General features: G+C 28.6%; 18 protein-coding genes and 1 pseudogene. 7 read left to right on the top strand and 12 right to left on the bottom strand.

The window, feature by feature from the left end; translation table 11 throughout:
- Positions 1-503: FkbM family methyltransferase (locus KQ44_RS14415; RefSeq protein ID WP_168171259.1), on the top strand; the 503-nt coding region annotated here is incomplete at its 5' end.
- Positions 504-577: 74 nt separating this feature from the next.
- On the opposite strand, the pseudogene KQ44_RS07555 reads toward KQ44_RS14415, so the two are convergent.
- A pseudogene (locus KQ44_RS07555) lies at positions 578-4,335 on the bottom strand (phosphoribosylformylglycinamidine synthase).
- Positions 4,336-4,565: 230 nt separating this feature from the next.
- On the opposite strand from KQ44_RS07555, the gene KQ44_RS07550 reads away from it, so the two are divergent.
- The 6 genes from KQ44_RS07550 to KQ44_RS07525 all read left to right on the top strand — a co-directional run bounded on the left by KQ44_RS07550 (position 4,566) and on the right by KQ44_RS07525 (position 9,432).
- A complete protein-coding gene (locus KQ44_RS07550) occupies positions 4,566-4,949 on the top strand; it encodes a VOC family protein (RefSeq protein ID WP_096736899.1) in 384 nt (127 codons plus the stop codon).
- Positions 4,950-4,959: 10 nt separating this feature from the next.
- Entirely contained in the window at positions 4,960-6,651 is a 1,692-nt protein-coding gene (locus KQ44_RS07545) for an amidohydrolase (RefSeq protein WP_096736898.1), read from the top strand.
- A 79-nt stretch (positions 6,652-6,730) separates the two neighbouring features.
- Positions 6,731-7,513: a diadenylate cyclase CdaA gene (gene cdaA, locus KQ44_RS07540; RefSeq protein WP_096736897.1), complete on the top strand. Its 783-nt coding sequence runs from the start codon at positions 6,731-6,733 to the stop codon at positions 7,511-7,513.
- Entirely contained in the window at positions 7,510-8,526 is a 1,017-nt protein-coding gene (locus tag KQ44_RS07535) for a CdaR family protein (RefSeq protein WP_096736896.1), read from the top strand. The genes cdaA and KQ44_RS07535 overlap by 4 nt, the downstream gene beginning before the upstream one ends.
- Positions 8,527-8,529: 3 nt before the next feature.
- Positions 8,530-8,892, top strand: a complete 363-nt coding sequence (locus KQ44_RS07530) for a NusG domain II-containing protein (protein ID WP_096737798.1) — start codon at positions 8,530-8,532, stop codon at positions 8,890-8,892.
- 9 nt (positions 8,893-8,901) lie between these two features.
- Positions 8,902-9,432 (top strand): Gx transporter family protein, encoded by a 531-nt coding sequence (locus KQ44_RS07525; RefSeq protein WP_096736895.1) that lies wholly within the window; start codon positions 8,902-8,904, stop codon positions 9,430-9,432.
- 700 nt (positions 9,433-10,132) lie between these two features.
- Here the strand turns inward: KQ44_RS07525 and KQ44_RS07520 are convergent.
- The 11 genes from KQ44_RS07520 to KQ44_RS07470 form a co-directional block, all read right to left on the bottom strand.
- Positions 10,133-10,621, bottom strand: a complete 489-nt coding sequence (locus KQ44_RS07520) for a peptidylprolyl isomerase (protein WP_096736894.1) — start codon at positions 10,619-10,621, stop codon at positions 10,133-10,135.
- Positions 10,622-10,655: 34 nt separating this feature from the next.
- Positions 10,656-11,231, bottom strand: coding sequence for a peptidylprolyl isomerase (locus KQ44_RS07515; protein WP_096736893.1), 576 nt, complete (start codon positions 11,229-11,231; stop codon positions 10,656-10,658).
- A gap of 81 nt (positions 11,232-11,312) precedes the next feature.
- Positions 11,313-12,821 carry a LysM peptidoglycan-binding domain-containing protein gene (locus KQ44_RS07510; protein ID WP_096736892.1) on the bottom strand — a complete coding sequence of 503 codons (1,509 nt, stop codon included), beginning with the start codon at positions 12,819-12,821 and terminating at the stop codon, positions 11,313-11,315.
- A 62-nt stretch (positions 12,822-12,883) separates the two neighbouring features.
- Positions 12,884-13,474 carry a hypothetical protein gene (locus KQ44_RS07505; protein ID WP_096736891.1) on the bottom strand — a complete coding sequence of 197 codons (591 nt, stop codon included), beginning with the start codon at positions 13,472-13,474 and terminating at the stop codon, positions 12,884-12,886.
- A 217-nt stretch (positions 13,475-13,691) separates the two neighbouring features.
- Positions 13,692-14,153, bottom strand: a complete 462-nt coding sequence (locus KQ44_RS07500) for an META domain-containing protein (RefSeq protein ID WP_096736890.1) — start codon at positions 14,151-14,153, stop codon at positions 13,692-13,694.
- Positions 14,154-14,295: 142 nt separating this feature from the next.
- Positions 14,296-14,730, bottom strand: a complete 435-nt coding sequence (locus KQ44_RS07495) for an ankyrin repeat domain-containing protein (protein WP_096736889.1) — start codon at positions 14,728-14,730, stop codon at positions 14,296-14,298.
- 142 nt (positions 14,731-14,872) lie between these two features.
- Positions 14,873-16,408: a bifunctional UDP-sugar hydrolase/5'-nucleotidase gene (locus KQ44_RS07490; RefSeq protein ID WP_096736888.1), complete on the bottom strand. Its 1,536-nt coding sequence runs from the start codon at positions 16,406-16,408 to the stop codon at positions 14,873-14,875.
- Between the two features lie 279 nt (positions 16,409-16,687).
- Positions 16,688-18,229, bottom strand: a complete 1,542-nt coding sequence (locus KQ44_RS07485) for a bifunctional UDP-sugar hydrolase/5'-nucleotidase (RefSeq protein WP_096736887.1) — start codon at positions 18,227-18,229, stop codon at positions 16,688-16,690.
- 242 nt (positions 18,230-18,471) lie between these two features.
- Positions 18,472-24,222, bottom strand: coding sequence for an Ig-like domain-containing alpha-2-macroglobulin family protein (locus tag KQ44_RS07480; RefSeq protein ID WP_096736886.1), 5,751 nt, complete (start codon positions 24,220-24,222; stop codon positions 18,472-18,474).
- A gap of 176 nt (positions 24,223-24,398) precedes the next feature.
- The gene (gene hemH / locus KQ44_RS07475; RefSeq protein WP_096736885.1) at positions 24,399-25,391 is read right to left on the bottom strand and encodes a ferrochelatase; all 993 of its coding nucleotides are present in this window, start codon (positions 25,389-25,391) and stop codon (positions 24,399-24,401) included.
- Between the two features lie 711 nt (positions 25,392-26,102).
- Entirely contained in the window at positions 26,103-26,678 is a 576-nt protein-coding gene (locus KQ44_RS07470) for an ankyrin repeat domain-containing protein (protein WP_096736884.1), read from the bottom strand.
- Between the last annotated feature and the right edge of the window lie 24 nt (positions 26,679-26,702).

Below are 26,702 nucleotides of genomic sequence, written 5' to 3'. Positions count from 1 at the left end.
ATACATATATATTTGAAAAATTAGGCTGGAATGGTATTTGTATAGAAGCAGATCCTGATAATTTTGAACTTTTAAAAAAGAATAGAAAATGTTATACATATAATTTTGCTATTAATAGTGAAAATTCAGATAGTATTAAATTTATTAAATCTAAAGTAGATGCTTTAAATGTTTTAGAAAAACATTGTTCTGATGAACATGCTAAAAGGATAAAATCTGAAGCTAAAATAAATGATTTAGAATATATAAATATTAAATCTATTACTTTTAATGATTTAATGAAGAATTATCATAGTGAAATAAAATATATAGATTTTTTATCTCTTGATATTGAAGGCGGAGAGTTAGATATATTGAAAACTATAGATTTTAATACTTATAGTTTTGGACTTTTAACCATTGAAAATAATGAAAAAGAAAATATACTAATTGACTTTATGAAAACTAAAGGATATAAAGTTCTAATTGATATAGGCTGTGATATTTTATTTGTAAAAGAATAATATAATTATTATAAAAGCTGCAGTCTTTACTTAAAACTGCAGCTTTATTTTTATATAAAATATTTAATAATTTTTTATTTAAAATAGTTCACACCATTTTCAAAAATATTGTAAATATCTTTTGTGATGATATTTTTGTATAGATTATTTGCATATCTTTCACTATGTCCCATTTTACCTAATACTTTTCCGTCTTCTGAAATTATACCTTCTATAGCATAGGCTGAGCCATTAGGGTTAAATCTAAACTCATTAGTAGGTTCTGATTTGAAGTTAACATATTGTGTAGCAACTTGTCCTTTTTTGATGAGCTCCTTTATAATATTTTCATCAGCAAAGAATCTGCCTTCACCATGTGAAACAGGAACTACTAATTCACTTCCAACAGGTATATTATAAAGCCAAGGAGAATTGTTTGACACTACCTTTGTTGTTACCATTTGAGAAATATGCCTTCCTATTTTATTGAATGTAAGAGTAGGGGAGTTCTCTGTAATGTTTCCTATTTTTCCATAAGGAAGAAGTCCAGACTTTATTAATGCCTGAAAACCATTGCATATACCTAAAACAAGTCCGTCGCGTTCTAATAATTTATGTATAGAAGTTTTTATCTTTTCATTTGTAAGTATTGCTGAAATAAACTTTCCAGAACCATCTGGCTCATCAGCAGCACTAAATCCTCCCGGTATCATAAATATTTGTGAATTATCTATTTTTTTAGACATCTCTTCAATTGATTCTTTTACGTACTCTGGTTTTATATTTCTAAATACAAATATGTCGGTGCAAGCTCCTGCATCAGAAAATGCTTTTTGAGTGTCGTATTCGCAGTTTGTACCTAAGAATGAAGCTATTAAAACATTAGGTTTAGCTTTTTTATTTTTGCATATAAAAGGAGTTTTTCTCTCATAAATAGCTAGTGGATAAGTTTCTATATCTTCATTAGTTTTGTATGGGAATACACTTGATAATTTTTCAAGCCATGATTTTTCTATTTCCTCTAAGTCTATAACTTCACCGCATACTTTTATTTTGTATTCATTTATAGTTTTTCCTATTAATAGAGCATTTTTATAATTTAATTCTTCTCTAGTTTCTACTATAAATGAAGCAGGCATTAAATTAAAGAAGTAAAGCTCATCTTTTATATCAACACCTATTCTGTTGCCGAAAGACATTTTTGTTAAAGCCTCAGCAATACCTCCGAATTTAATTGTATAGGCGGATAATATTTTTTTTCTTTTATATTTTTATGAATAAAATCAAAGTTTTCTTTTATCTCTTCAATATTAGGCATATAATTTTTTTTCATGTTATGCTTTATCAAGTAAACATAATTATTAGAAGATTTGAACTCTGGAGAAATTACATCTTTAGTGTTTATAGCTGCTACTGCAAATGATATCAAAGTGGAAGGCACAGATATATTATTAAAAGTACCGCTCATAGAGTCCTTACCTCCTATTGCTGGTATGTCAAATTCTGTCTGAGCATATATTGTACCAAGTAATGCAGAGTAAACTTTTCCCCATTTTTTAGCGTCATTGCCTAACTTTTCAAAATATTCTTGGAAAGATAATCTTATATTTTTATAATCTACTCCCACAGAAACAAGTTTTGACATAGATTCTATTACAGAATATATTCCGCCATGAAACTCTGACCATTTCATAATAGAAGGATTATATCCCCAAGTAATAGCAGAAGCCGTATTTATTTCTTTGGCATTGTTATCAAATATAGGTATTTTCTGAATACTAACATCAATTGGAGTCATTTGGTATTTTCCTCCGAAAGGCATTAATACTGTAGAAGATCCTATTGATGAATCAAACATTTCAACTAAACCTTTTTGAGAAGCAACATTTAAATCTTCTACCATATTAAACCAATGCGATTTTAAAGAGCATGCATTTTTTGTACTGAAAGGGTTATTTTCAAAGTCAATATTTTTTAATACAGCATTAGTTTCTTGTTTAGCTCCGTTGGTATCCAAAAACTTACGGCTTATATCTACAATTTTTTTGCCTTTTAAATACATTACAAGTCTATTAGTATCAGTTATTACAGCAACCTTTGTAGCTTCAATATTTTCATCATTGGCTAATTTTATAAACTTATCAGCATCTTTACTTTCAACTACAACTGCCATTCTCTCCTGAGACTCAGATATTGCTAGTTCAGTACCATTTAGTCCCAAATATTTTACTGGAAGCACATCAAGGTTAATATCTATTCCTTCAGATAATTCTCCAATAGCAACTGAAACACCACCAGCCCCAAAGTCATTACATTTTTTTATTAATTTTGTAACTTCTTTATTTCTAAATAGTCTCTGTATTTTTCTCTCTTCTGGGGCATTGCCTTTTTGTACTTCAGCACCGCATAGTCTTAAAGATGTGTCAGTATGGCTTTTTGATGAACCTGTAGCTCCGCCGCATCCGTCTCTTCCTGTTCTTCCGCCAAGCACTATAACAATGTCTCCAGCTTTTGGTTTTTCTCTTCTTACATAGCTTACTGGAACAGCCCCTACAACTGCACCTACTTCAAGCCTTTTTGCTTTATATCCTTCATCATATATTTCATTAACTAAACAAGTTGTAAGTCCTATTTGGTTTCCGTAAGAAGAATATCCTGCTGCTGCAGTAGTTGTAATTTTCTTTTGAGGAAGTTTTCCAGCCAAAGTATCTTCTAATTTTTCTAAAGGGTTGGCACTTCCTGTAACTCTTATTGCCTGATATACATAGCTTCTTCCAGATAGAGGATCCCTTATAGCACCTCCCAAACAAGTAGAAGCTCCTCCAAAAGGCTCAATCTCTGTAGGGTGATTATGAGTTTCATTTTTAAACATTAATAAATATTTTTCTGTTTTGTTTTTTCCATTTTCATCTATAGCATCAACATCTATATAAATAGAACATGCATTTATCTCATCTGAAATCTCTAAATCTTCAAGTTTACCTTTTTTCTTTATATATTTTGCTGATACTGTTGCCATGTCCATTAAGTTAATATCTCTTTTACTGTCAACATCTTCACCGTAAAGCTCTTTTCTCATATCATAGTATCTATTAATAGCGTTAAGTACAATTTCTGCAAAATTACTTTTATTTTCTTTTAATGATTCTTCTAACTGCACATCATTAATTTTTGTCATAAATGTTGTGTGTCTGCAGTGATCTGACCAATATGTATCAAGAACTTTTATTTCTGTTTCTGTTGGGTTTCTTTTCTCTTCATTTTTAAAATAATTCTGTACGAACTCTATATCTTTATATGTCATAGCCAAATCAAGATTATTTCTATACTCTGATAGTTCATCACTGTTGAAATTAATAAAGTTTTCTACATCTTTTATATCATCAGCTTTTTGAGATTCTTCTATTTCTAATTTGCTTAAATCTTTTTCTCTGCTTTCAACTGGGTTAATATAGAATTTTTTTATTTTTTCTATAGTGATTTCATCAATATTGCCTTCAAAAACTATTACTTTACCGCTTACTATAGAAACATTTTCAATATTATTATATATTAATTTAAGGCATTGAACTGCTGAATCTGCCCTTTGGTCAAACTGTCCTGGTAAATATTCAACTGCAAAATGTTTTAAGTGTTCAAAGTCTTTCTTTTCAACAATTTTATCAGTAGGGGGTTCTGAAAATATTACTTTAATAGAGTTTTGTAACTGACTTTCTTCTATATTAAATATATCATAAACATTAAGAAGTCTTATACTAGATTTTATTTTAAAATTTTCTTTTAATTGATTTTCTAATCTTTTAGCTTCCAAATTAAAGCCGTCTTTTTTTTCTATAAAGATACGATAATTCATTGATATAATTTCCTAATTAATTTTTTTAATATTATATATGCAATAGTTATTATATCAATAGTTTTGAAAAGTAGTTTTTGTTATAATTATTATTAATAGAAAATTTTATATAATTTTTAATCAATAGTTCATTATTTTTTATCTAATTACTCATATAAAAAGAAAATAACTATTTTTAATTTTTATATTAATGTTATAATAATATAAGAATTTTATTATGAGGCTATAAAATGAAAATATCTCATATTGCTGTTTGGGTTAAAGATTTAGAGAGCATTAAAAATTTTTATATTAAGTATTTTAATTGTAAATGCAATGATAAATATGTTAATGAAAAAAAAGGTTTTGAATCATATTTTCTTACATTTGAAGATAACTGCCGATTGGAAATAATGACTAGGAATAATGTAAAAGAAAGAAACACTAACGATGACATATACGGATTTGCTCATATTGCCTTGTCTGTTGGAAGCAAAGAAAAAGTTGACAGCCTCACAAAAGAATTGGAGAGTGACGGATTTAGAATAGCGTCATATCCAAGAACTACAGGAGATGGGTATTATGAGAGTGTAATACTTGATAATGAAAATAATAAAATAGAAATAACAATATAAGGGGATAAAAATGAAAAATATATACTTCTTTATCTTTTGCTTACTAATAGGCTTTATTATTAACTCATGTTATGATAAAACATCGCATAAAATAAAAGTTTATCATAACGGCAATATACTTACTATGAAAGGAGATGAAGCTTCTTATGCTAAGGCTATTGAAGTAAGAGATAATACTATTATGAAAGTAGCGTATACAGAAGAAGATAAAAAAAGTTTAGTAAATAATGTATATGCTGAAATAGTAGACTTAAAAGGAAAAACTTTAATGCCTTCTTTTATAGATGCTCATAGTCATATGGTGAGATTTGCTCAGTCACTTACTACAGTAGATTTAACAGGCTCTACTAATATGCTTGAGATTGCTCAGAAAATCACTAATTATATAGAAGTTAATAAATTAAAACCAGATGCTTGGGTAGTTGGTTTTGGATATGATAATAATTTACTGCCAAATAAAAAAAATCCAGACAGAGATGACTTGGATAAAATCTCAACTACTCACCCAATATTCATAACTCATGCTTCAGGACATGTCGGAGCTATGAACTCAAAGGCATTAGAAGAGTTTGGAGTTAATGAAAATACTCCAGATATACCCGGAGGTGTAATAGCAAGATATCCTAACAGCAGAAAACCTACTGGATATATGGAAGAGGCTGCATTTATGCATTATGCACAGAGTATCAAATTTTCTTTTACAGATGAGGATTTGATGAACTTTATTAATCAGGCAGAAGATGTTTATTTAGGATACGGCATTACAACAGCACAGGATGCATTAATTTCTACAGCAGAATTTCCTCTTATAAATAATATGATAACTAATAACAGATTTAGAATTGATGTTATAGGTTTTATAGATTTGAAAAATTCTTATTCGCTAGCCAAAACTAATAGCGATATGATAGGTAATTATAGCAACAGATTTAAGATAGGCGGATATAAAATATTTTTGGACGGTTCTCCTCAGGCAAAAACCGCATGGCTTGAACAGCCTTATGTAAGCGGTCCCGCAAGATACAGAGGATATGGAATATATAGTAACAGCGATGTAGAAAAATTTGTAGAAACCGCATTAGATGATAAAATGCAGCTTCAGGCTCATTGCAACGGAGATGCAGCAGCAGATCAGTATATCAATGCATTCAGCAATGTTATGATAAAAAGAGATACTACTAATAATTACAGGGCAGTTTTAGTACATAGTCAGATAATAAGAGAAGAGCAGTATACATCTATGTCAAACCTTAATATTATACCTTCTATATTTGTAGCACATGTATATTATTGGGGAGATGTTCATTTGGCAAATTTAGGTATGGAAAGAGCTTCTCAGATTAGTGCCTCAAAAACTGCATTAAACAATAATTTGGGCTTCACATATCATCAGGACACTCCAGTAATTAAGCCTAATATGCTTGAAACTATTTGGTGTGCAGTTAATAGGGTTACAAGAGACGGAGTACTTTTAGGAGAGAATCAGAAAGTTACTCCTTATGAGGCTTTAAAGGCTATCACGATTAATGCAGCTTATCAAAACAAAGAAGAGGATATAAAAGGAACTATTGAAGAGGGTAAATTGGCAGATTTTGTAATATTAAGCGATAATCCTCTAACATGCGAGCCTATGAAAATAAAGGATATAGAAGTACTTGAAACTATCAAAGAAGGAAAAACTTTGTATACAAAAAAGAATTAATGTTTTAATAAAATTAAACTTTTTATAAAGGTATAAAGTTATTTGCAAATCTTTACAGTTATGCTATAATATTATAGCTATGTTTTACAGTATTAGTAATTTTATATCAACAACAAATTGGCGATATTTCTTTTATGGTCTTGATATAATCTTAGTTGCAATACTGTTTTATATAATATATATGCTCATGTATAATACTAGGGCATACAGCATAGCAGTTGGATTTATTATTCTTTTTTTCATTACAATAATAGCAAAAATATTTGGACTTTCTACACTATCATGGATATTTGACAAATTCTTTCAGGTAGGACTTATAGCTATAGTTGTACTTTTTCAGGCAGAAATTAAACATGGGCTTAGAATATTGGGAGGGAGAGCTTTTTTAAAAAAGTCTTTCCGATATGATGAAGATCAAATTCAAAAGATATTAAGTGCTACTTTTAATTTGTCATATAAAGGATATGGAGCATTAATTGTTTTTCAGAGAAATATATCTCTTCACTCTTTAGTAGACAGAGCAGTTAAACTCAATGCTGATATATCTATGGAGCTTGTAGAGTCTATATTTTTTAAGAATAATCCTATTCATGACGGTGCTGCTATAATAATGGAAAATAGAATAGCTGCAGCAAGTGCATATTTGCCTCTTACAGAAATAGAGCCTCAGATAAAAAACAGAAGACTCGGTACTAGGCACAGAGCGGCACTCGGTGTTTCTGAGCAGACTGATGCTGTTGTTATAGTTGTTTCAGAGGAAACTCAGTGCGTATCTATAGTGCATAACGGAATATTGGAATATAATTTAAGCAGAGAAGAGCTTGACAAAAGAATAGGTGAGCTTTTAGAGATAAAAAAATGAGTGAAAAAAGAAAAACAGAGCTTAAAAAGTTTAGTTATAAAAAAGCGTTAAACTATATAACGAATAGGTTTTGGATAAAACTATTATGCCTTCTTATGTCTTTTTTGCTCTTTTTATTTGTAAGATATCAAAAGGAATATACTAAAGATTATATTACTAAAATAGAAATTAGAAATATACCTTCAAGGCTTCTTATAGCAAATCAGTTGCCAGAAAATATTACTATAACATTAAAAGGTTTTAAAGACAATGTTTATGAGCTTCCTACAGAGTTTAGTGCCTATATAGACCTTACAAATGCCGCAATAGGGAGTAATATGTATGAAATTTATTTAGCTGGCGATATAGATTATAGTAAAATGAATATTACAGTATCTCCGAATAAACTTCCTATAGTTTTAGATGAATTAGCATATAAGACTGTGCCTATAGAAGTGCCTACTATAGGAGTAGCTTCTCTTGGGCTTAGTGTTGATGATATCATAGTTAATCCTTCAAATACAATTATATCAGGACCTAAAAGTCTAATATCTGCTATAGATGAAATAAAAACTTATAATCTTGATTTAACTGATAAATATTTGGACTATTCAACAATATCAAGACTTAATTTACCTAGAAATATTAAATCTGATGTATCTAGGGTTAATGTTAATGTTATTTTTAATAAAGACGTTGAGAGAATGGAGTTTAATAATATTGCAGTTAATATAGATAATTTAAATAGCAGATTTAATATTAACAGCGACAGTGCCTTTATTGTTAATAAGGTGGTATTAGAAGCTAATAATATTTTACTTACAAATGTATTTGTGAATGATATTGTGCTTTCTATAGATTTGAAGGATATTACAAATGCAGGTATATATTCAAATATATCTGTTGAGGCAAATATACCTCTTCATACAAAATTGGTACAAATAGAGCCTTCATATTTTGATGTAGAAGTTATTGACAGAGAAGCAGTTATTAGTAATAGAATTGAATTAAACAATGAAGAGGCAGCTCAGTAATTGATGAGAAATTTAAGATTTGGGGATATTATTATATTTATTTTTATGATATTATTTTCTTTTCTTTATGCTAAAACTCTTATACAAAATAAAAGCAGTAAAATAATAATAGATTCATATAATAAATCATTAAGATATGATTTGAATACTGATAGAGAAATTATTATTGAAGGCTTGCTTGGTGAGTCTAAAATACTTATAACTAATGGTAATGTAATGTTTTCAGATTCCTGCTGCAGAGATAAATTATGTGTAAAGGCAGGTATTTTGAAAAATGCTCCTATAATATGTATGCCTAATGGTATATCTATAAGATTTGAAAAAAATGTTGAAAATCATATAGAGATAGATTCTATTGTTCAATAGGAATTGTTTATGAAATTTTTTAACAATATAAAAAATCATACTGGAAAAAGAAGAATATATGATGTAATATTTTTTGCTTTTATATCATCATTTATAGCTGCTGTTGAAAATATGTTTCCAAGACCTATACCTTATTTTAGAATAGGTTTTTCTTTTATTGTAATATTAATGGTAATAGATGTATTTAGTTTTAAAGAGCTTATTCTTCTTATAGTTATAAAAAATGTATCGGTTGCTTTAGTATTTGCATATATACTAACACCTCCTTTCTATTTGGGATTATGTGGAGGTATTAGCTCTATTATAGTGATGAAGATGATGAGCTATTTAAAAAATATATTTTCTATTTTTGGTATAAGTTTGGCTGGCTCTCTTGTTAGTAATTTATCGCAGGCATTTTTATCAAAGTATTTATTCAGTCTTCCAGATATTAGTTTTTTGATAGTACCTGTATTTATACTTTCTATTATAACTGGCAGTATAGTTGGTATTATCAGTATGATATTATGCAGTGATAAGTTTGTCATTAAAGATAATTAATTGAAATTTGATTATTTTAACGCATAAGTTTTTATGATATAGTTAGCTATGTTTATTTATAAAAAAGATGTTTATAAATAGTTTCATTATTAGTAATATTAATCACTTACAATTTTGCTGTTTTTCTATACTTAATCTTGTATTATCAGCTATGAATTTTATATTTAAACTATAATTTTTGCAATTTTTATCCATTAAGATTTTATTTGATAGACTTTTATTAATATATTTTCCTATTTTTAAAGCTCTTCAAGCGTTATATTTGTTGAAATTTGGTATATACTGGAACAATTTTATTTTGTCAACTAATACATTTTATACAGAATTATCAACTTTTTTACTGCACACGCATAGGTGGGCTTAGCCAAAAGTTACTTCATGAAAAACTCAATTGTTATAACTTTATATTTTTACATATGTATTAAATGTATGCTAATATTTGAAATTTAGCTTACCATAGAGCGTATTGTTATTTTATATCATGCCATATCTAACGGTATTTCTTTCGGTTGCAGGCGGACAGATGACATAAAAGAACTTGGGACTGGTTAAAGCTAAATATTAAAAACAAAATATGATTTTATTTTTGACAAACTTAAAAATTTTTTGATGTATTACCATTATAAAATTATTATAAAAAAGACGAAGTATACAAATAATATACCTCGTCTTTATTTTTATATAAAACTTTACAATAAAATTATTCTAATTCTTTTATATAAACTTTATTCATAGTAGAATTTTCTAAAGGATTGTCATTATGATCTCTTTTTAGAGAAACTATCTTATCAGCAACATCCATTCCATTAACAACATTTCCCCAAACTGTATACTGACCGTCCAAATGAGGAGCATCAGCAACACAAATAAAAAATTGAGAACCAGCACTGTCTGGGTGCTGACTTCTAGCCATAGAGCATATTCCTCTTTTATGAGGTTTATTACTGAACTCAGCAGGAATATTAAATCCAGGACCTCCAGTACCATGTAGATATCTTTTTGTAGCATCTTTGCTTACAGGATCTCCGCCTTGTATCATAAAGTTAGGTATTACTCTATGAAATCTAATTCCATCATAAAAACCTTCCTTAGCAAGTTTTTTAATAGCTTCTACATGTTTTGGTGCTAAATTTTCATAGAATTCTATTTCTATAGTACCATAATCTGTTTCTATAAATAAATGTTCCATTATACTTTCCTTTATTAAAAATATTATAACGATATTAATTAACTTCTTTTACATAAACTCTGTTCATTCTAGCAGGTTCTATAGGGTTATCATTAGCATCTCTTTTTAAGGCTGCTATTTTATCTGCAACATCCATTCCGCTTACAACTTCTCCCCAAACTGTATACTGACCATCTAAAAATGTACTGTCAGCTACACATATAAAGAATTGAGAACCAGCACTATTAATGCTCTGACTTCTAGCCATAGAACATATTCCTCTTCTATGCGAAACATCATTAAACTCAGCAGGTATAACAAAATTAGGACCTCCTGTACCATGCAAAGCTCTGTTAGGTTGTTTACTCAAAGGATCTCCACCTTGAATCATAAAACCTGGTATAACTCTGTGAAAAAGAGTACCATTATAAAAACCTTCATTAGCAAGTTTTTTAATAGCTTCTACATGTTTTGGTGCTTTATCTGGAAAGAAAGCTATTTCTATAGTACCAAAATCTGTTTCAATAAATAAATGTTCTTTTGAAGCTTTAGGTTTCTGTGCTATAAGTACAGCTCCAAACACTGCAACACAAACCAGTGAAATAAGAATAATTTTTAACTTTTTACCCAAAATATGTACCTCTTAATTTATTTTTTACTATTAAACAATTAACCGATCATAATGATAATAGTAATTTTTTATATAATTTTTTTATTGATTTTCAACTTCAGTAGTATTATCTATTTGTTCATCTATAACTGAATTTTCTGTTTCTTCTGTTTGTTCCTGAACATCTTCTTCATCTTCTACAACAATTTCACCTTCTTTAACAGCTGCTCTCTCTTCGGATGTGATGGTATCTTCTTCTCCCTCAATTGCTGTTTCTTCCTCAGTTACAGTTTCTTCTGCCATTTCTTCTTCTGTTACAACTTCTTCATCAGCAGTTACATTTTCATCAGCAGTCATAGTTTCTTCTTCTGCTATTTCCTCATCTACTGCTATATTTTCATTTACTGCTGAAGTCTCTTCATTAACATTTGTTTCAGGAGTTCTTTGATTATTTGTAGAGAAGTTTTTTATACTGCTGTAAGTTTGATTTGAGTTATAAGTACCTTCTCTAAGTTCACCTTTAAGGCTTGGTATAGTTAATATTTGTCCTGCTCTTATTACAGAAGGATCTTTAATTTTATCTTTATTTGCTTCATATATTTTTTTCCATAAATTACCATTACCATATATGAAATCATAAGAAGCTATACGCCATAAAGAGTCAGTATTAGCTTTTCTAGCCTGAACTGTATAATATTTAGGGAAAGCTCCATCTGTTATTACAACCTCTTCATCAATGTTATCGCCTGAAACACCCATTGAATTTACTAAACTAATAACATTTTTTGAATGCATTAAAGATTCTGAATAATTATTAGCTACCAAAGTTTCTCCAGCAGAAGATAAAGATTTTGAAGCTTCATTATATGTATTAGGTTTGCTTTCATTATAACCATCTTTTTTAGCTTTATCCATAGCTTTCTGAGCTTTTGCATACTCTAAAGGAGCCTCTAATCTGTCAAGTATATTCATAGCATCTCTTGATTTTGTTAGAGAGTTTGTGTAGTCATTACTTGCCAATAAGTTTGCAGATTCATCTCTTAAATTAGTTATCTGAGTATCATTAGCATCTCCGTTAGTTAATACTGATTCACTGATTAAATATTCTCTTCTCAAATCTATAGCAAGTACATTATAACCCAATTCTGACTTTTCAGCGGATTTATTATATTCAAGCATAGTATTTGTATAATCTGTACTGTTAGTAGCAGAATCAAACATATTATTTGCTGAATTAATATCATTAACTGATAAATTGTATAAGTTCATAGTAAGTTCATTAGTATCTCCGCCCACACCTTTAAATAAACTTAATTTTCTTTCAGCATCTCTCTGGCTATTTAAAACATATTCATAAACACCATATCTTGATATAATTTTATCTGAATACTCTTTACTTTGTTTTGAATATTCTATACTTTGATTATAATCACCAGCATCATGTGCTTCTATAGCCATTTCTCTGTATCTCTGTGCCAATTTATAATCATCACTTTCTTTTATAGACAAAGGTAAATCAGCAGGAAGTTCTGGCGGAAGTACTAACTCTTCCTGAGCATACAATAAACATGATAATGATAAAGTAATAAATAAAAATAGTCCTTTTTTCATTTTATAAACTCCAAAATATTTTATAAAATATAAGTTATAATAAAAATAAATATTGTTGTTTTTTATTTAGCAGATGTTTTCTCTAATTCATCAACTTGTTTAATTTTTTCTGATGCTTCTTTTATTCCTTTTACACTTTCATCATATCTTATTTTAGTTGTAAAGTATGCTTTATGATGATATTTTTTAGCATTTAAGAAACAACTTACAGCTCCTTCATAATCATTAGTGCTTAAAGCTGATAAGGCATTTATATAATTAAGTTCAGCAAACTCATAATTATCTTTATCTACTCTATAGGCTTTTATTTCTTTAGAATAAACTCTATCCAAAGATGTTTCTTCTTTCAATACTTCTGCATACTGAGGCAAACCTTCATTAAGCACTGTTTGATAACTATTTGATGCAGTAGTAAGAAGTTCTTTTACTTTTTCAGGCTCTTTATTTTCATCTATAAGAATTACAGCCTCTGAAAAATTTGCTTCAGCTATATCAAACTGTTCTTTGGAATAGTTCTGCAAATCATACCTAATAGCTTTCTCTCTTAAAGTAGAAGCATCTTTATATTCTTTTAGAGGCATAGTTTCTGAACAGGATATTACAAAAACTAAACTAAATAATAATGTTGTAGAAATATATTTTGTTAACTGCATAATTACTCCAAACTATTTTCATAAAAAAACTATAATATACTTTTATATTATACTACTAACTGTAAAAGTCAATACTTACTTACAAATTTATATTATTATAGTAAAACTATTTTTTATAATTAAATTATTTAAAAATAAAAAAGCAGGATAATAATAAAATATTACCCTGCCAATTAAGTTTAAATAATTATTAATTGTTAGTATCAGCAACAGGAAGCTATAAATTACCTTTAAAAGTATAAACTAAATTTGTTCCTGAAGCTGTAGTTATAGTTAATACATCTCCATTCAAAGAAATAGTATTTGCTCCGTTTAATATCTGTAAATATTCATTTTCTACAGCCATATCTTCTTCAGGACCTGCCATTTTAGTAGAAGCTAAAGCAGTTAATGTAATTTTGTCTCCGTCTAAAGAAAACTCTGTAGTATAGCTATTAACAGCTGATTTTCCGCCTAACATATTAGTTACTGGAAAAGCTATAGTAACTTCTTTTCCTTCATACATGTTAGTAAGAGAAAATTCTTTACCTACTAAATCATCAACTGTAATTACAGCTGCTGTTATAGCTGTATCAGTAGGTGCAGCATTATTAGATGATGTATCAGTTTTATTTCCTGAACATGATACTGCAAAGATTGTTCCCATACCTGCGAGAACTAGTGATAATAATTTTTTCATTCTATTTTCCTCAAAATTAAAATTTTGAACAATATTATATTATAATTAAATTTAATTATCAATGTTATGAATAGTAATAATTATAAAAACTACTAATATTTTTTATAAAAACACTTAAATAATCAATTAAAATCAATAATATTTATCTTGCTTCTGCGTTCTTTAATATCGATACTATCTCTTTATGATTTCTTTCAGATGCATAATTTAATGCAGTCTTACCATACTTGTCCTTGATATTAATATCAGCACCAGCTTTTACCAATATACGTACTATTTCTATATGACCTCTGGAAGAAGCTCTGCTTAATGCTGTTCTATTTCTAACATTACCTATATTAAGATTAACTTTTTTATCAACCAAAACCTGAACTACCTCTGTCAATCCCTCTTCTGCAGCTTCTATTAATGGAGTTTCACCCATTCTATCTTTTATATTAATATCAGCTCCTGAATTTATTAATTCTATTGCTTTTTTTACATCTCTTCTCTCTAAAGCCTCCATTAATGGTGAAGCATACTGTTTTGCAAATAAACTTACACTAAAAATAATTATAAAAATAATTATATTTTTCATAAAAAATCTCCAATTATAAAATAATTATGCTTTAAAAAATAGTATAACAAAAAAACAATAATTGTCAATTTTTTGTAAATAAATACATATTAATTTTACAATAAAAATAATAAACTTATTTAAAAATATTAATATTTTTAAGCTATTGAAATTTTACTCTAACTGTATTATCTATATAACTGCTGTCTATAGTTCCAAGAGCTTTAATTTTTGATATCATATCGTCTCTGCAGTCTTTACCTGTCATATTAATATTATTTCCATTCTGGGCTATAGAATTGCCGTTTTCATCAACATAACTTCCTCCGCTGTATATATATGTTGATAAAGCCACTCTGTAAGATTGAGACTCATTGATAGGCGTACCATTTAATTTAGCTGATATTAAATCTCCGCTGCTAGTGTATAAAACTTCCATTCCTCTTGACATTTGCAAAAATCCGCCTCCTGAGTTTGTAGGAATTACTGTGCTGTTTTTACAAGATATTTTAAGCAAATCAAGTATATCTTTTCCTGTTAATGATACTAATATTACCTCATTATCAAATGAGGAAACGGTCATTATGTTTGCTAATGTTATATCTCCTTTACTAAATCCTGCTCTAATGCCGCCTGAGTTAATGAAAACTATATCTGCTTTATCTCCTTCCTGATTAGAATCTAGTATCAAATCACAAACAAAATTTCCTAAAGCTGTAGACTGCTGTCTTATTGTCATAACATCATAATTCAAATCTTCAGACAATGTACCTATTTTTACATTAGATTCCTGTTCAACTTGAGCTTTCATTTCATTAATTAAAGCAAGCATATCAGTATCTTCTTCTATTGTTTCATCTATTGCAACTAATTTATAATTAAATCTTGAAATATTTCCATTATAGGTATTTAAATTTATATTTCCTAAATACTGTCCGTAACAGCCTGCCTGCACTATAGGAGTACCATTAACAGTTTGAGGTTTTTCCATCACCGTATGAGTGTGTCCTCCTATTATAATATCAAAAGTATTAGGTATAGCATTAGCAATTTCTACATCAATGTTATATCCTGCATGGCTTAGAAGTATTGTAATATCATTAGTTTTGTTTAAAGGAATTTCTGAGATGAATTTTTTTAATGCTTCTATTTCATCTTCAAATACTAAATTTTGAGTGTATTGAGGATTGTATCCTGAGTTTTTTACAGTTACTCCTACTACAGCAATTTTTATTCCATTGATATTTGTAACCATATAAGGTTTTGCATAATAGCTATTATTATTTTTTATATTTACTGAAAGAGTAGGGAAGTCTCTATCTTTCATTATTTGATTAAAATTATCTAATCCGTAATCTATAAAATGATTTCCTACTGCTGCTGCTCCTACTCCGAGTTTATTCATAATTTTTACTTCATCCATACCTTTGAAAACTGTTGAATAAATACTTCCAGTAATTGTATCACCAGCATGAAGAACTAAGACATTATTGTTAGTATCTCTTAGCTGTTTTATATATGATGCTCTTCTGGCTGCCCCATACTTTCCATTTTCTTCTTCATCTTTTCCATGGGTATCATTCATATGTATTATAATAATATCGCCTGATATATTTTTTTTTGGAGTTAATGTATTATTTCTGCATGATGAAATTATCATTAAAACAAAAATAAAAATATAATAAATTTTTTTCATCATAATTATCCTTATTAAAAATACAATATTATGATGTTATATTTATATAATACATTTGTCAATGTGTATTTTATAGTAAATACTAAACATATACACTTAAGAACTCTATATAAGGCTTGTTCTATAGTATTCATGTATCATCAAAATGTTGACGATATGTTTGGCTGATTAAATATGCTTAAACTATTAAATTTTGTTAAAAATAAAATTGTTTTAGTATATACCAATTTATTATACTTTAAAATAATTTTTGTTATTTGATAAAAATATTAATTTTTATATCTATTGCAATTTTACTCTAAGTGTATCGTCTATATAACTTGAAGGTATATTATTAAGAGATCTAATTTTTGATTCCATATCATTTCTAAAGTCTTTATTTGTATTATTTACATTCTTTCCTTTTTGAGCTATAAAATTTCCATTTTCATCAACATAACTTTTTCCGCTGTATATGTATGAAGATAAAGCCACTCTATAATATTGTTTTTCATCAATAGCTTTACCATTTAATTTAGCAGATATTAGTTTTCCATCACTACTGTATACAACTTCCATTCCTCTTGACACTTGTAAAAAACTGCCTCCTGAATTTGTAGGAATTATAGTGCTGTTTTTACAAGATATCTTAAGTAAATCAAGTATATCTTTTCCAGTTAATGATACTAATATTACCTCATTATCAAATGATGAAATAGTCATTATATTTGCTAATGTTATATCTCCTTTAGTAAATCCTTCTCTAATGCCTCCTGCATTAATCAAAACCATATCAGCTTTATCGCCTTCCTGATTGGAATCTAATACCAAGTCGCATATAAAATTTCCTAATGCTGTAGACTGCTGTCTTATAGTAACAACATCATAAGGCAAATCCATAGGCAATGTACCTATTTTCATATTAGATTTAATGTCAACTTCCTTTTTCATTTCATTAACTAAAGCAAGCATATCTGCATCCTGCTTTATTGTTTCGTCCATTGCAACTAATTTATAATTAAAGTTTGAAACCTTCCCATTATTTATGTTTATATTTATATTTCCTAAATAATGTCCGTAAGAACCTGCCTGTACTATAGGAGTATTATTAACAATTTCAGCTTTTTTCATTACAGTATGTGTATGACCTCCTATTATAAAATCAAATTTATTTGTTATGGCATTAGCAATTTCTACATCCATATTATATCCTGCATGGCTTAGAAGTATTGTAATGTCATTGGTAGTATTTAAAGGTATATCTTCCATGAATTTATTTAATGCAGTTATTTCATCTTCAAGTATCAAATTTTTAAGATCATTTGGATTATATCCTGAATTTTTTGATGTTACCCCTATTACAGCAATTTTTATACCATTGATATTTGTAACCATATAAGGCTTTGCATAATAGCTGTTATTATTCTTATTTTTTATATTTACTGAAAGAGTAGGGAAATTTCTATCTTTCATTATTTTATTAAAATTATCTAATCCATAATCTGTAAAATGATTTCCTATTGTTACAGCTCCTACTCCAAGTTTATTCATAATTCTTACTTCATCATCACCTTTAAAAATTGTTGAATATATACTTCCTATCGTTGTGTCACCCGCATGAAGAACCAAAACATTATTATTAGTAGCTCTTACCTGTTTTATATACGATGCTCTTCTAGCCGCTCCATACTTTCCGTTTTCCTCTTCATCTTTTCCATGTGTATCATTCATATGTATTATAATAAGATTTCCTGATGAAGCCTCTTGTGAGTTTAAAATATTATTTTGGCATAATAAAATTGTCATTAAAACAAAAATAAAAATATAGTAATTTTTTCTAAGCATGAAATTATCCCATTGTTAAATATAGTATAAAAATTATTTTTTAATCAGTTCTATTATAGCAATATAAAGCATCTAAAAAATAGTATTATTTAATATAAATTACTATATATTAAAATAAACAATATATAATTCCTAAATTATCGAATTTTGTAAATTATAATTGTTTAAATAATAAAAAAATGGCGATATCTTAAAAAAGATACCGCCCTGAAAATTTTATTCTAACAATTTAAGATATTAAATTATTTAGCATCAATTATTACTTTATACTGTCCATCATAACCAAATACTTCTGGATTGTACATCTCTTCAGCTTTAGTAGCAGGAAGCAAATATTCACCAGGTGTGGCTGCTCTAACTACATATTTGTACACATGTTCTCCCTTGTCAAGAATATCAGCAAATAATAATATTTTGTCATTGTAATTTTCAATATGATTAAATCCGCCCCACCAGCTTGTACCTTGATTACCAGTAATGTTTTTAACTTCGCTGCTTTCTGTAGCAAATGAAGAGTTTAATATTCTCATACCAGAAGCAATAGGAGTGTCAACTACAACAAAATGTCTCTCATAAGGAACTGTAACTTTCACTACAACAACGTATTCCTCACCTTGTTTGAATTTATCTTTTGTAAGGTCTAATACTTTTCCGTCTTTAGTTTGATACTCTCTTACAACTTTTATTCCAGCATCTCTATTAACAGCCAAATCACGAGGTGCATAAGTAAGTCTTACTCCGTAATAAAGTCTGCCATCTCCGTTTCTTTTAATACTTGCTAAAGCACTTCTAGTATTTAAATTACTTAATCTGTCATTCATAAACTCATCTAATGCATAATTTTTTGTTAGGCTAGGCTGAGTTCTTGAACTGAATGTTTCTGCAAGTAAGGTTTGTCCCTGATATATAAACTCTGCTTTGAAATTAGGACTAACATTTTCATATTTTTTATAATACATATTCATAGCAGCAAATACTGAAACATTATCCTGAGTATTTAAATATCTGCCGTTTTTTCTTGACTGAACAAGCCAGCGAACCACTTTTTCATTAATAGCATTATCATATCCTGTTTCTATTAATGCATATAAAGCAACAGAAGTATCTCTTACTGATGAAGAGTGTATCCAATAAAGATTAGCATATCTTCCTTCAAGTTCATAATGAGCAGTAGTAGGGTCTTCTTTAATAGTATTAAGTATATACTGTCTTACATTAGTAAATGCATTATTGTCGTATTTGTTATAATACATTGCTCTCATTAATTGAACTTGCCCATAGAAAGGAATATTATTAACTTCTGGGTATATTCTGTCTATTATGGCTTTTACATCGTTATTCTTGTATCCGCCCTCAGCAAGAACTGCCGCAATATAAGCTATAGAAGATAAATTAATGTATTCATCATTCCAGAAGCTAGGTTTTTCAGAATTTCCGCTTTTAGCATAATTGTTTATATATTCTAATGCCAACTGTAAAGAGTTTTCATCAATAGCATATCCCTCTTTTTTAGCCTTAATCATAGCATCAGCAGCATAAGCAGTAAGCCATGGTGATATCCAAGTTTTGCTAGGCCAGTATGAAAATCCTCCGTTAAGACTTTGATATGTCGGCATAGTTTTCAAGAAATCAGTTACTGTTTTATCTAATTCTGCCTCTGCTATATCAGTAAGTTTCATGTCTACTAATAATCTTTTGCTTGTTATTATAGGATAAACTCTTGATAACTGCTGCTCTAAACAAAGATAAGGATAATTAATAAGATAATTAATTCCTCCAGAAAGCTCACTAAATGCACTAGGCGACATATAAACTTCCAAACTTCCTGCACCTTTATACGCTTCTGTAATATTAGGTACTCTTATCATCAAGTCGGTATTATTGTTTGTAGTGCTTGAGAATACTGCAACTGACTCTGTAGTCATAGGTACATTAACTTCAAATGATTTCTCTACAGCATCAGTATATTCTCCGCCTTTAGCAAGTATTGTAACTTTAGCTTCCCCTCTGTTTGTAGCTATAATATCAAATCTTACATCAGCATTTCCGCCTTTAGGAATTGTTATTTTTTGAACATCATTTTCTATCATAGCATTAGAGGCAACGGCCTGAACTTCTATTTCTAAATCTTTATCAGAATAGTTGTAAACTAAAGTACCAGCTTTTAATTTATCTTCAACATAAGCAAACTCTGGAAGTGTAGGCATAAGCATAATATTTTTCTTAACTACAACAACATCATCAGAAGCACCAAAATAACCGTCTTTATTTATAGCAGAAGCCATTATTCTAAATGATGTAATATTGTCTGGTAAATTAAATGTAACTGTAGCTTTACCCTCAGCATCAGTTTTTACTCTTCCTTGATAGAAAGCAGTAGTAAGGAAATTTTTTCTTATGCTGAATACGTCCATACCCATAGCTTCAGCTTTAGCCATCAGTGAAGCATTAGCTCTCATACCATCTCCGCCCGGTGTATCTCCTTTCTCTCCGTAGTTACGCTGACCTATCAAATGTATTCTTGTATCGGCACTTGCAACACTCAAAGGTCTTTTTCCGTAGAAAGTATTAAACCAATTAGGAGTTTTGTATCCTATTAAATTTAATACTCCAACATCAACGACGCTTAACATTATCTCTGTTTCCATAGGTTTGCTTTCTTTTGTTTCAACATACAAATCAACTGTCATTTCATCGCGTGGCTCTAGGCTGTCAGCAGATTTTGTTATTTTTACATTAAGCTCTTTTTCACGCGGAGAAACTGAAAGTCCTGCATAACCTATTTTAAATGACGGCTTACCTTCATCAGTGGCATAATTAGTATAAGCCTCATTTTCAACTCTTCCCTTAACAAGTGAAACACCTACATAAACATTAGGTAAATATTCTGGTTTTATAGGTATTTCTATTAAAGCAGTAGAGCCTTCTATATTTGTTACAAAAGAATCTATTACATATTCCCTTTCAACTGTTACCAAAGCAGTAGCAGATTCATAAGGAGATTTTACCATTATTCTAGCTGTTTCATAAGGTTTATATTCTTCTTTTTCTGTGATAAGCTCTAGCAAATCATCATCAAACATAGCCCAAGGAGCATAATCTTTACCTATAACATACATATACTCATCAGAAGCAACTTCTCTGTTTTTAGAATCTTTTGCTCTTGCCAATACTATATAAAGTCCAGAGTTTGTAGGAGTAAAACTAAAAGCAACAGGGTCTTTAGATGTTGTAACTGTAGTAGTTTCAACAACATCATCAATTTGTTTAGATTCCCATTCAAATCTTCCGCCTGTTATAGCCTTTTTCACAGATTCCCAATGTCTTCTTATAACCTGTACTTCTATTTTTTTGCCTTCAAGTCTATTGCCTTCTGGGTCTGCTGCTATAAACTCTAATTGCGTAGGCTTGTCAGTTTCCAAGAAATAGCCTTGTCTTTTTATACCTATATAATAATCACTTCCATGAACTAATACACTTTTAGTTGTGCTTACTCTTTGAGAATCCTCGCCTGATACAGTTGACTCTATAGTAACATAAGCTGCATGTATTGAACGGCTTGCATCTACAGTAGGAGCATAAGCATATTCTCCGTTTTCATCTAATGAAGCTGTGCCGTTTGCTATCATAGAATAATAATTATTATAATACTCATCTTCAAACCAGCTTAATTTTGTAAATCTGAATCCTGCATTATTAGGCGGAGTAAAGAAAGTTTCATTCATAGATATATTATAATCTACCTGATTTGATATCATAGGCTCGCCGAATAAATACCAGCCAGACATTTTTATAGGCATAGTATCGCCTAAATAATAATTTTTATCTTCAACCCATAATCTGCTTTCATATTCTAAAGGTTTAAACTCTTCTACTCTAAAACTTTGCGATAAACTATATGAAGTGTTTTCTTCTCTGTCATTATTAGAATCGCTTTTAAACTCAGCATTTACATTATAATAACCAGTAGGAGCATCAGCTGGAAGAGTGAAATCTATCAAATAAGAACCGTATTCATTTAAAGTAATTGTTCCTTTATGTATCTCTTCGCCTCTTGAATTGTTGATTGTAAATGTTCCGTTTTTCAAATCATTAGGTATTTGCCAACTTCCTATTCTATTTTCTCTTATAACACCTTTTATATGTACCTCTTCTCCTGCTTTATAAATACCTCTTTCTGTAAACATAGAGCCGTTATAATCTTTAGTAGGAGGAGCATCATTATAGCTTATATCCATTCTCCAAGGTGAAACGCCTGTACCCCAATCACTATTTATAAAAGATACATCATCACCTTTTGTAACTATAGCCCATTGTCTTGGTGATGACCATCTGCTTACTCTGCTTATTCCTAAAGCTCTGAATCCTTTAGTAGTGGCTATTCCGTTTTCATCGGTAGTAGCTTTTTCTAATACTCTGTTAAAGTCATCTCTTATTTCTACAGTAGCTCCTTCAATAGGCATTCCTGTTTTTAAATCTGTTACGAATATTGTATTTGAATCTCCTGAGAATTTTCCTGTTACTCCCATAGATGTAATTTGTATCTGTGAAGATGATGAATAATCATACTGACTTTGATATCCAGTCTTACTTTTAAACTCTATTGATAAAAGTCCGTACTGTTTATTGTTCATATAGTTTGTTAAATAAAGTGCTGTTGTGATGTATCTGTTTCTTTCAACATCTGGAGTGTATTGTGTAGTATTATTATAGCCTAATAAGTTTTTATATTGATTTGTATAATTTCTAAACTCTGCACTTTCATCATATCTGTATACTTCTTTATTCACAAATAAAAATGGTATGATATTTTCTTTATCAACATATCTACTTTGTATATTAATAGTATTAGGATTCATTACCTGTACTGGAAGTTTTATTCCTTCATAAGATTCTACAACTCCCATTCCAGAAGGTATAGAAAGGCTTGGATTATAGTCTGTAACATTTAATGTAATGTTTTGTTCTTCTCCTAAAGTTTGACCATAAGCATCTTTAAGACTTCCGTTTATTTTTATATTGTATGTAACATTAGGATTAAATCTGAGTGAATAAAGTGAAAAACTTTTAGAGCTCCAAGAGTTTTGCTGAATATCCTCTTCTGTAGGAAGCTGAATTGCTGGAGTGATTTCAATATTTCTTATCAAGTCAGCCCATTCAACTCTTGTAGAAAAATTAATTCTAGGTGCGTCTGGAGAATATGATGCCGTTACTGTCTGCTCACTATCTCCATTGAAATAGAATTCATCATGTGTAGAAAAAGTAAAACTATCATTATCTGCAGTTCCTAAATTTCCATTAATTGCAGCAAGCCCCTCTTCTATATACACTGTTATTTTATCGTTCTTATCTAAAACACTTTTAGGCTTTATAACTAATACCTGTTCAAGTTTGTATTCATTAGTTTCCCATTCTCTTAAATCTTCTAATCTTGCATATCTAACATCAAAATCTATATTCTTGTAGGTATTGCTTGAAATTAATTCTATATTTTCTTTGGCACTTTCAAGATATATAGGCATATTATAATAAACAACTATATTAACATCAGTAGCCAAATCTGACTGTCTGTCATAAGGAGAGCTTTTCTGCATTATAGGTCTTAAAGTATTAAAACTCCAAGTATAATCATTTTCTAATACTTCTCCTGTAAGTTCGCTTTTTATTCCTTTTTTAAGTGTAACTTCAATAGCAGTATTATCAGGCAAAGGCTCACTAGGATAAAAAGCTAAAGTATTAATGGAAAGCCATCTATAAGTACCTTTAACTTCTACATTAAAACTGAAATATTCATTAGTTACTTCTTTTATAGACTGCAAAGCAACCATCTGCTGATTGAATGTTACAGTTATTGCTTCATAATTATATCTGCTCGTATTTTCACCTATTGGACTTGTTCTATCAATAGCAACAGCTGCAAACATACTTACCCCCATTATAAATAACATAATAACAGCATAATAAATAGTTTTCAATTTTAACATATTTAACATAAACTTCTCCGACAAACTATATTTTTAATTTTATAAAGTTATATCATATATAATTTAAAAGTAAACTATAAAAAGTAAAAATATTTTATACATATTGTACTCTAATATTTTTTATTTACTATAAAATTACATATCATTATATAAAACTAAAAAAATACAAAAAAAGTACTATGTTATTAAATAATTTTCTCATTATAACTAATATTAAGTTTTTTATTCATTTTTGATAATTCAATAATAGTTTTGGCAAAGTATGCTCTGTCATTTAAACAAGGGCATAATATGAAATCTTTAATATTGTATTTATTTAATGCTTCTTTTCTATATTCTATATCTATTTCATAAATTGTCTCAGAATTATCTATAGTAAATGCCAAGGGATATATTATTAATTTTTCACCGCTGTATTTTTTTATCATGTCTATCGTAGTAGGAGAAAGCCATTCTAATTTTCCTATTTTTGACTGATAAGAAAGTACAATATCTTTAAAATGTAATCCTTCTTTATGGAGTTTCTCTTTTAATATTTCTGCATTGCAATTGCATTCATATTTATAAGGGTCTCCTTTTTCAATGTACATTTTTGGTATTGAATGAGCAGAAAATATTAATATATATTCATTAATATTTTTTCCATATATACTATCTTTTATTAATTTTACTATAGCATTATTATAATTATCATCATAATAATATCTGTCAACTATATTGATTTTTGCTTTATATTTCAATTTCTTCATAGCTTTATGAATACTTTCTAATGATGATTTTACAGTAACTTCGGAATACTGAGGATACATGCTGAATAATGTAATTTCTCTCACGTTATTATCTTTTAGTTCTTTTAATACATCATAATATAAAGGATTACTATAATTCATTGCGTATTTATAATCTCTTGAACTGTCCAATTCATTAAGTTTATTAACTAACATTTCTGTGTATTCATTTATTGGAGATTTTCCTCCTATAGCTTCATAATGTTTTACTACATTAGCTTTAATCTTATTTACTATCTTCTTTGCTATGATGCCTCTCATAAAACTATTTTTTATATTTAATATATGATAATCATTAAACATATTAGTTAAAAATGTATTTACTTCTTTTATGCTGTTAGCTCCTCCCATATTAAAAAGTATAACTGTTTCTTTTTTATCATTGTTCATAATATATCCTTATTAATAATAATTACTTATTAGTATAATTTGTATTTCATAATTAGTCAAATTTAAAATAAGATTTTTATTAATAATATAAAAATATTTTTATCAACTAATAAAATATATCTTAAACACATAACGATAGAGTTGTTTAAAAAGTACTTGACAACATTATATATAAAATTTTTATAATTTAGCAAAAATAATGTTTATATATTGTATAAATTACATATTTAAACAGGATTAAATGTAGTTCTTTCATAGAATGTGTACAGTGTATGGTTCTCGCATGCAAAGGTACGCACAGAGAGGCGGGCTGCCATTATACCAATACACAGGACTTCCCACGGTCGTAAAATAACTGTGGGTCGACTGTGTGCTTAACAAGGCTAGTCACTACAAATACTAAAAATTTATTTTTTGACAAACTGTAGGTGTTTAGGTATATATTAATAATAAAATTCTTTTTAATTAACTTTTTTAATATAGATATAAAATTATTAGTCAAACTTCATATAATTTTATTTATAATTAAAATATTAATTTCTTCTTAGTTACTTATTTCTTTATTAGTATTTTATATTATGTAAATACTCATGCATTAGTTTTAAATACATTTATAGATAATCAAGTATGTTTTATAAATATAATATTTACTTTTTCTTTGATATTAGAAAGTATAATTATTTATTTTATTTGTGTATTAAAAATACAAAGTTATTTAGAGAGAGTTTTTAAATAATCTGCTGCTTCTTTCTGCTCTTTACGAATAGCAAATTCCAAAGCCCTTTCTCCGTCTTTATTTTTATGCTCTATATCAGCACCATTTTTTATTAAAAGTTTAATAGTATCAATATCACCAATGCCAGAAGCAAACATTAAAGGTGTTACAAGTTTAAAATTTTTAGCATTAACATCAGCCCCAGCATCAACTAATGCTTTTATTATATCATACTCTTTTGTGAGAGAAGCATATAACAAAGCTGAAAATAAAGGCTTATCTCTTAAATTAATATCAGCACCAGAGTCTATTAAATACTCAGCGATATCTTTATGTTTTTCTGCACATGCAAACATCAATGCAGTTATACCAGTTTTGCTTCTTGCATTGATATTAGCACCCTCTTCTACCAAAAGTTTGGCTATATCAAAATAACCTTTTTTAGCACATATCATAAGTAATGTAAATCTAGACTCTTCATCTCTAGCATCAGATAAACTACTGTCAGCCTCTAAACATTTTTTTACATTATCAAAATCATTATTTTTCACATACTCAACTATATCAGACATTTTGACAAAGCCTTTTTTAATAGA

The sequence above is a fragment of the Brachyspira sp. G79 genome (assembly GCF_002379365.1).
Lineage (GTDB): Bacteria > Spirochaetota > Brachyspiria > Brachyspirales > Brachyspiraceae > Brachyspira.
This window is presented reverse-complemented; position numbering and strand designations above follow the sequence as displayed.

Bases quoted from the DNA above. Each gene is read 5' to 3' on its own strand.
- KQ44_RS07550 (WP_096736899.1), top strand. From the start codon at position 4,566: ATGAAAATATCTCATATTGCTGTTTGGGTTAAAGATTTAGAGAGCATT.
- KQ44_RS07545 (WP_096736898.1), top strand. From the start codon at position 4,960: ATGAAAAATATATACTTCTTTATCTTTTGCTTACTAATAGGCTTTATT.
- cdaA (WP_096736897.1), top strand. From the start codon at position 6,731: ATGTTTTACAGTATTAGTAATTTTATATCAACAACAAATTGGCGATAT.
- KQ44_RS07535 (WP_096736896.1), top strand. From the start codon at position 7,510: ATGAGTGAAAAAAGAAAAACAGAGCTTAAAAAGTTTAGTTATAAAAAA.
- KQ44_RS07530 (WP_096737798.1), top strand. From the start codon at position 8,530: ATGAGAAATTTAAGATTTGGGGATATTATTATATTTATTTTTATGATA.
- KQ44_RS07525 (WP_096736895.1), top strand. From the start codon at position 8,902: ATGAAATTTTTTAACAATATAAAAAATCATACTGGAAAAAGAAGAATA.
- KQ44_RS07520 (WP_096736894.1), bottom strand. From the start codon at position 10,621: ATGGAACATTTATTTATAGAAACAGATTATGGTACTATAGAAATAGAA.
- KQ44_RS07510 (WP_096736892.1), bottom strand. From the start codon at position 12,821: ATGAAAAAAGGACTATTTTTATTTATTACTTTATCATTATCATGTTTA.
- KQ44_RS07505 (WP_096736891.1), bottom strand. From the start codon at position 13,474: ATGCAGTTAACAAAATATATTTCTACAACATTATTATTTAGTTTAGTT.
- KQ44_RS07500 (WP_096736890.1), bottom strand. From the start codon at position 14,153: ATGAAAAAATTATTATCACTAGTTCTCGCAGGTATGGGAACAATCTTT.
- KQ44_RS07495 (WP_096736889.1), bottom strand. From the start codon at position 14,730: ATGAAAAATATAATTATTTTTATAATTATTTTTAGTGTAAGTTTATTT.
- KQ44_RS07490 (WP_096736888.1), bottom strand. From the start codon at position 16,408: ATGATGAAAAAAATTTATTATATTTTTATTTTTGTTTTAATGATAATT.
- KQ44_RS07485 (WP_096736887.1), bottom strand. From the start codon at position 18,229: ATGCTTAGAAAAAATTACTATATTTTTATTTTTGTTTTAATGACAATT.
- KQ44_RS07480 (WP_096736886.1), bottom strand. From the start codon at position 24,222: ATGTTAAATATGTTAAAATTGAAAACTATTTATTATGCTGTTATTATG.
- hemH (WP_096736885.1), bottom strand. From the start codon at position 25,391: ATGAACAATGATAAAAAAGAAACAGTTATACTTTTTAATATGGGAGGA.
- KQ44_RS07470 (WP_096736884.1), bottom strand. From the start codon at position 26,678: ATGTCTGATATAGTTGAGTATGTGAAAAATAATGATTTTGATAATGTA.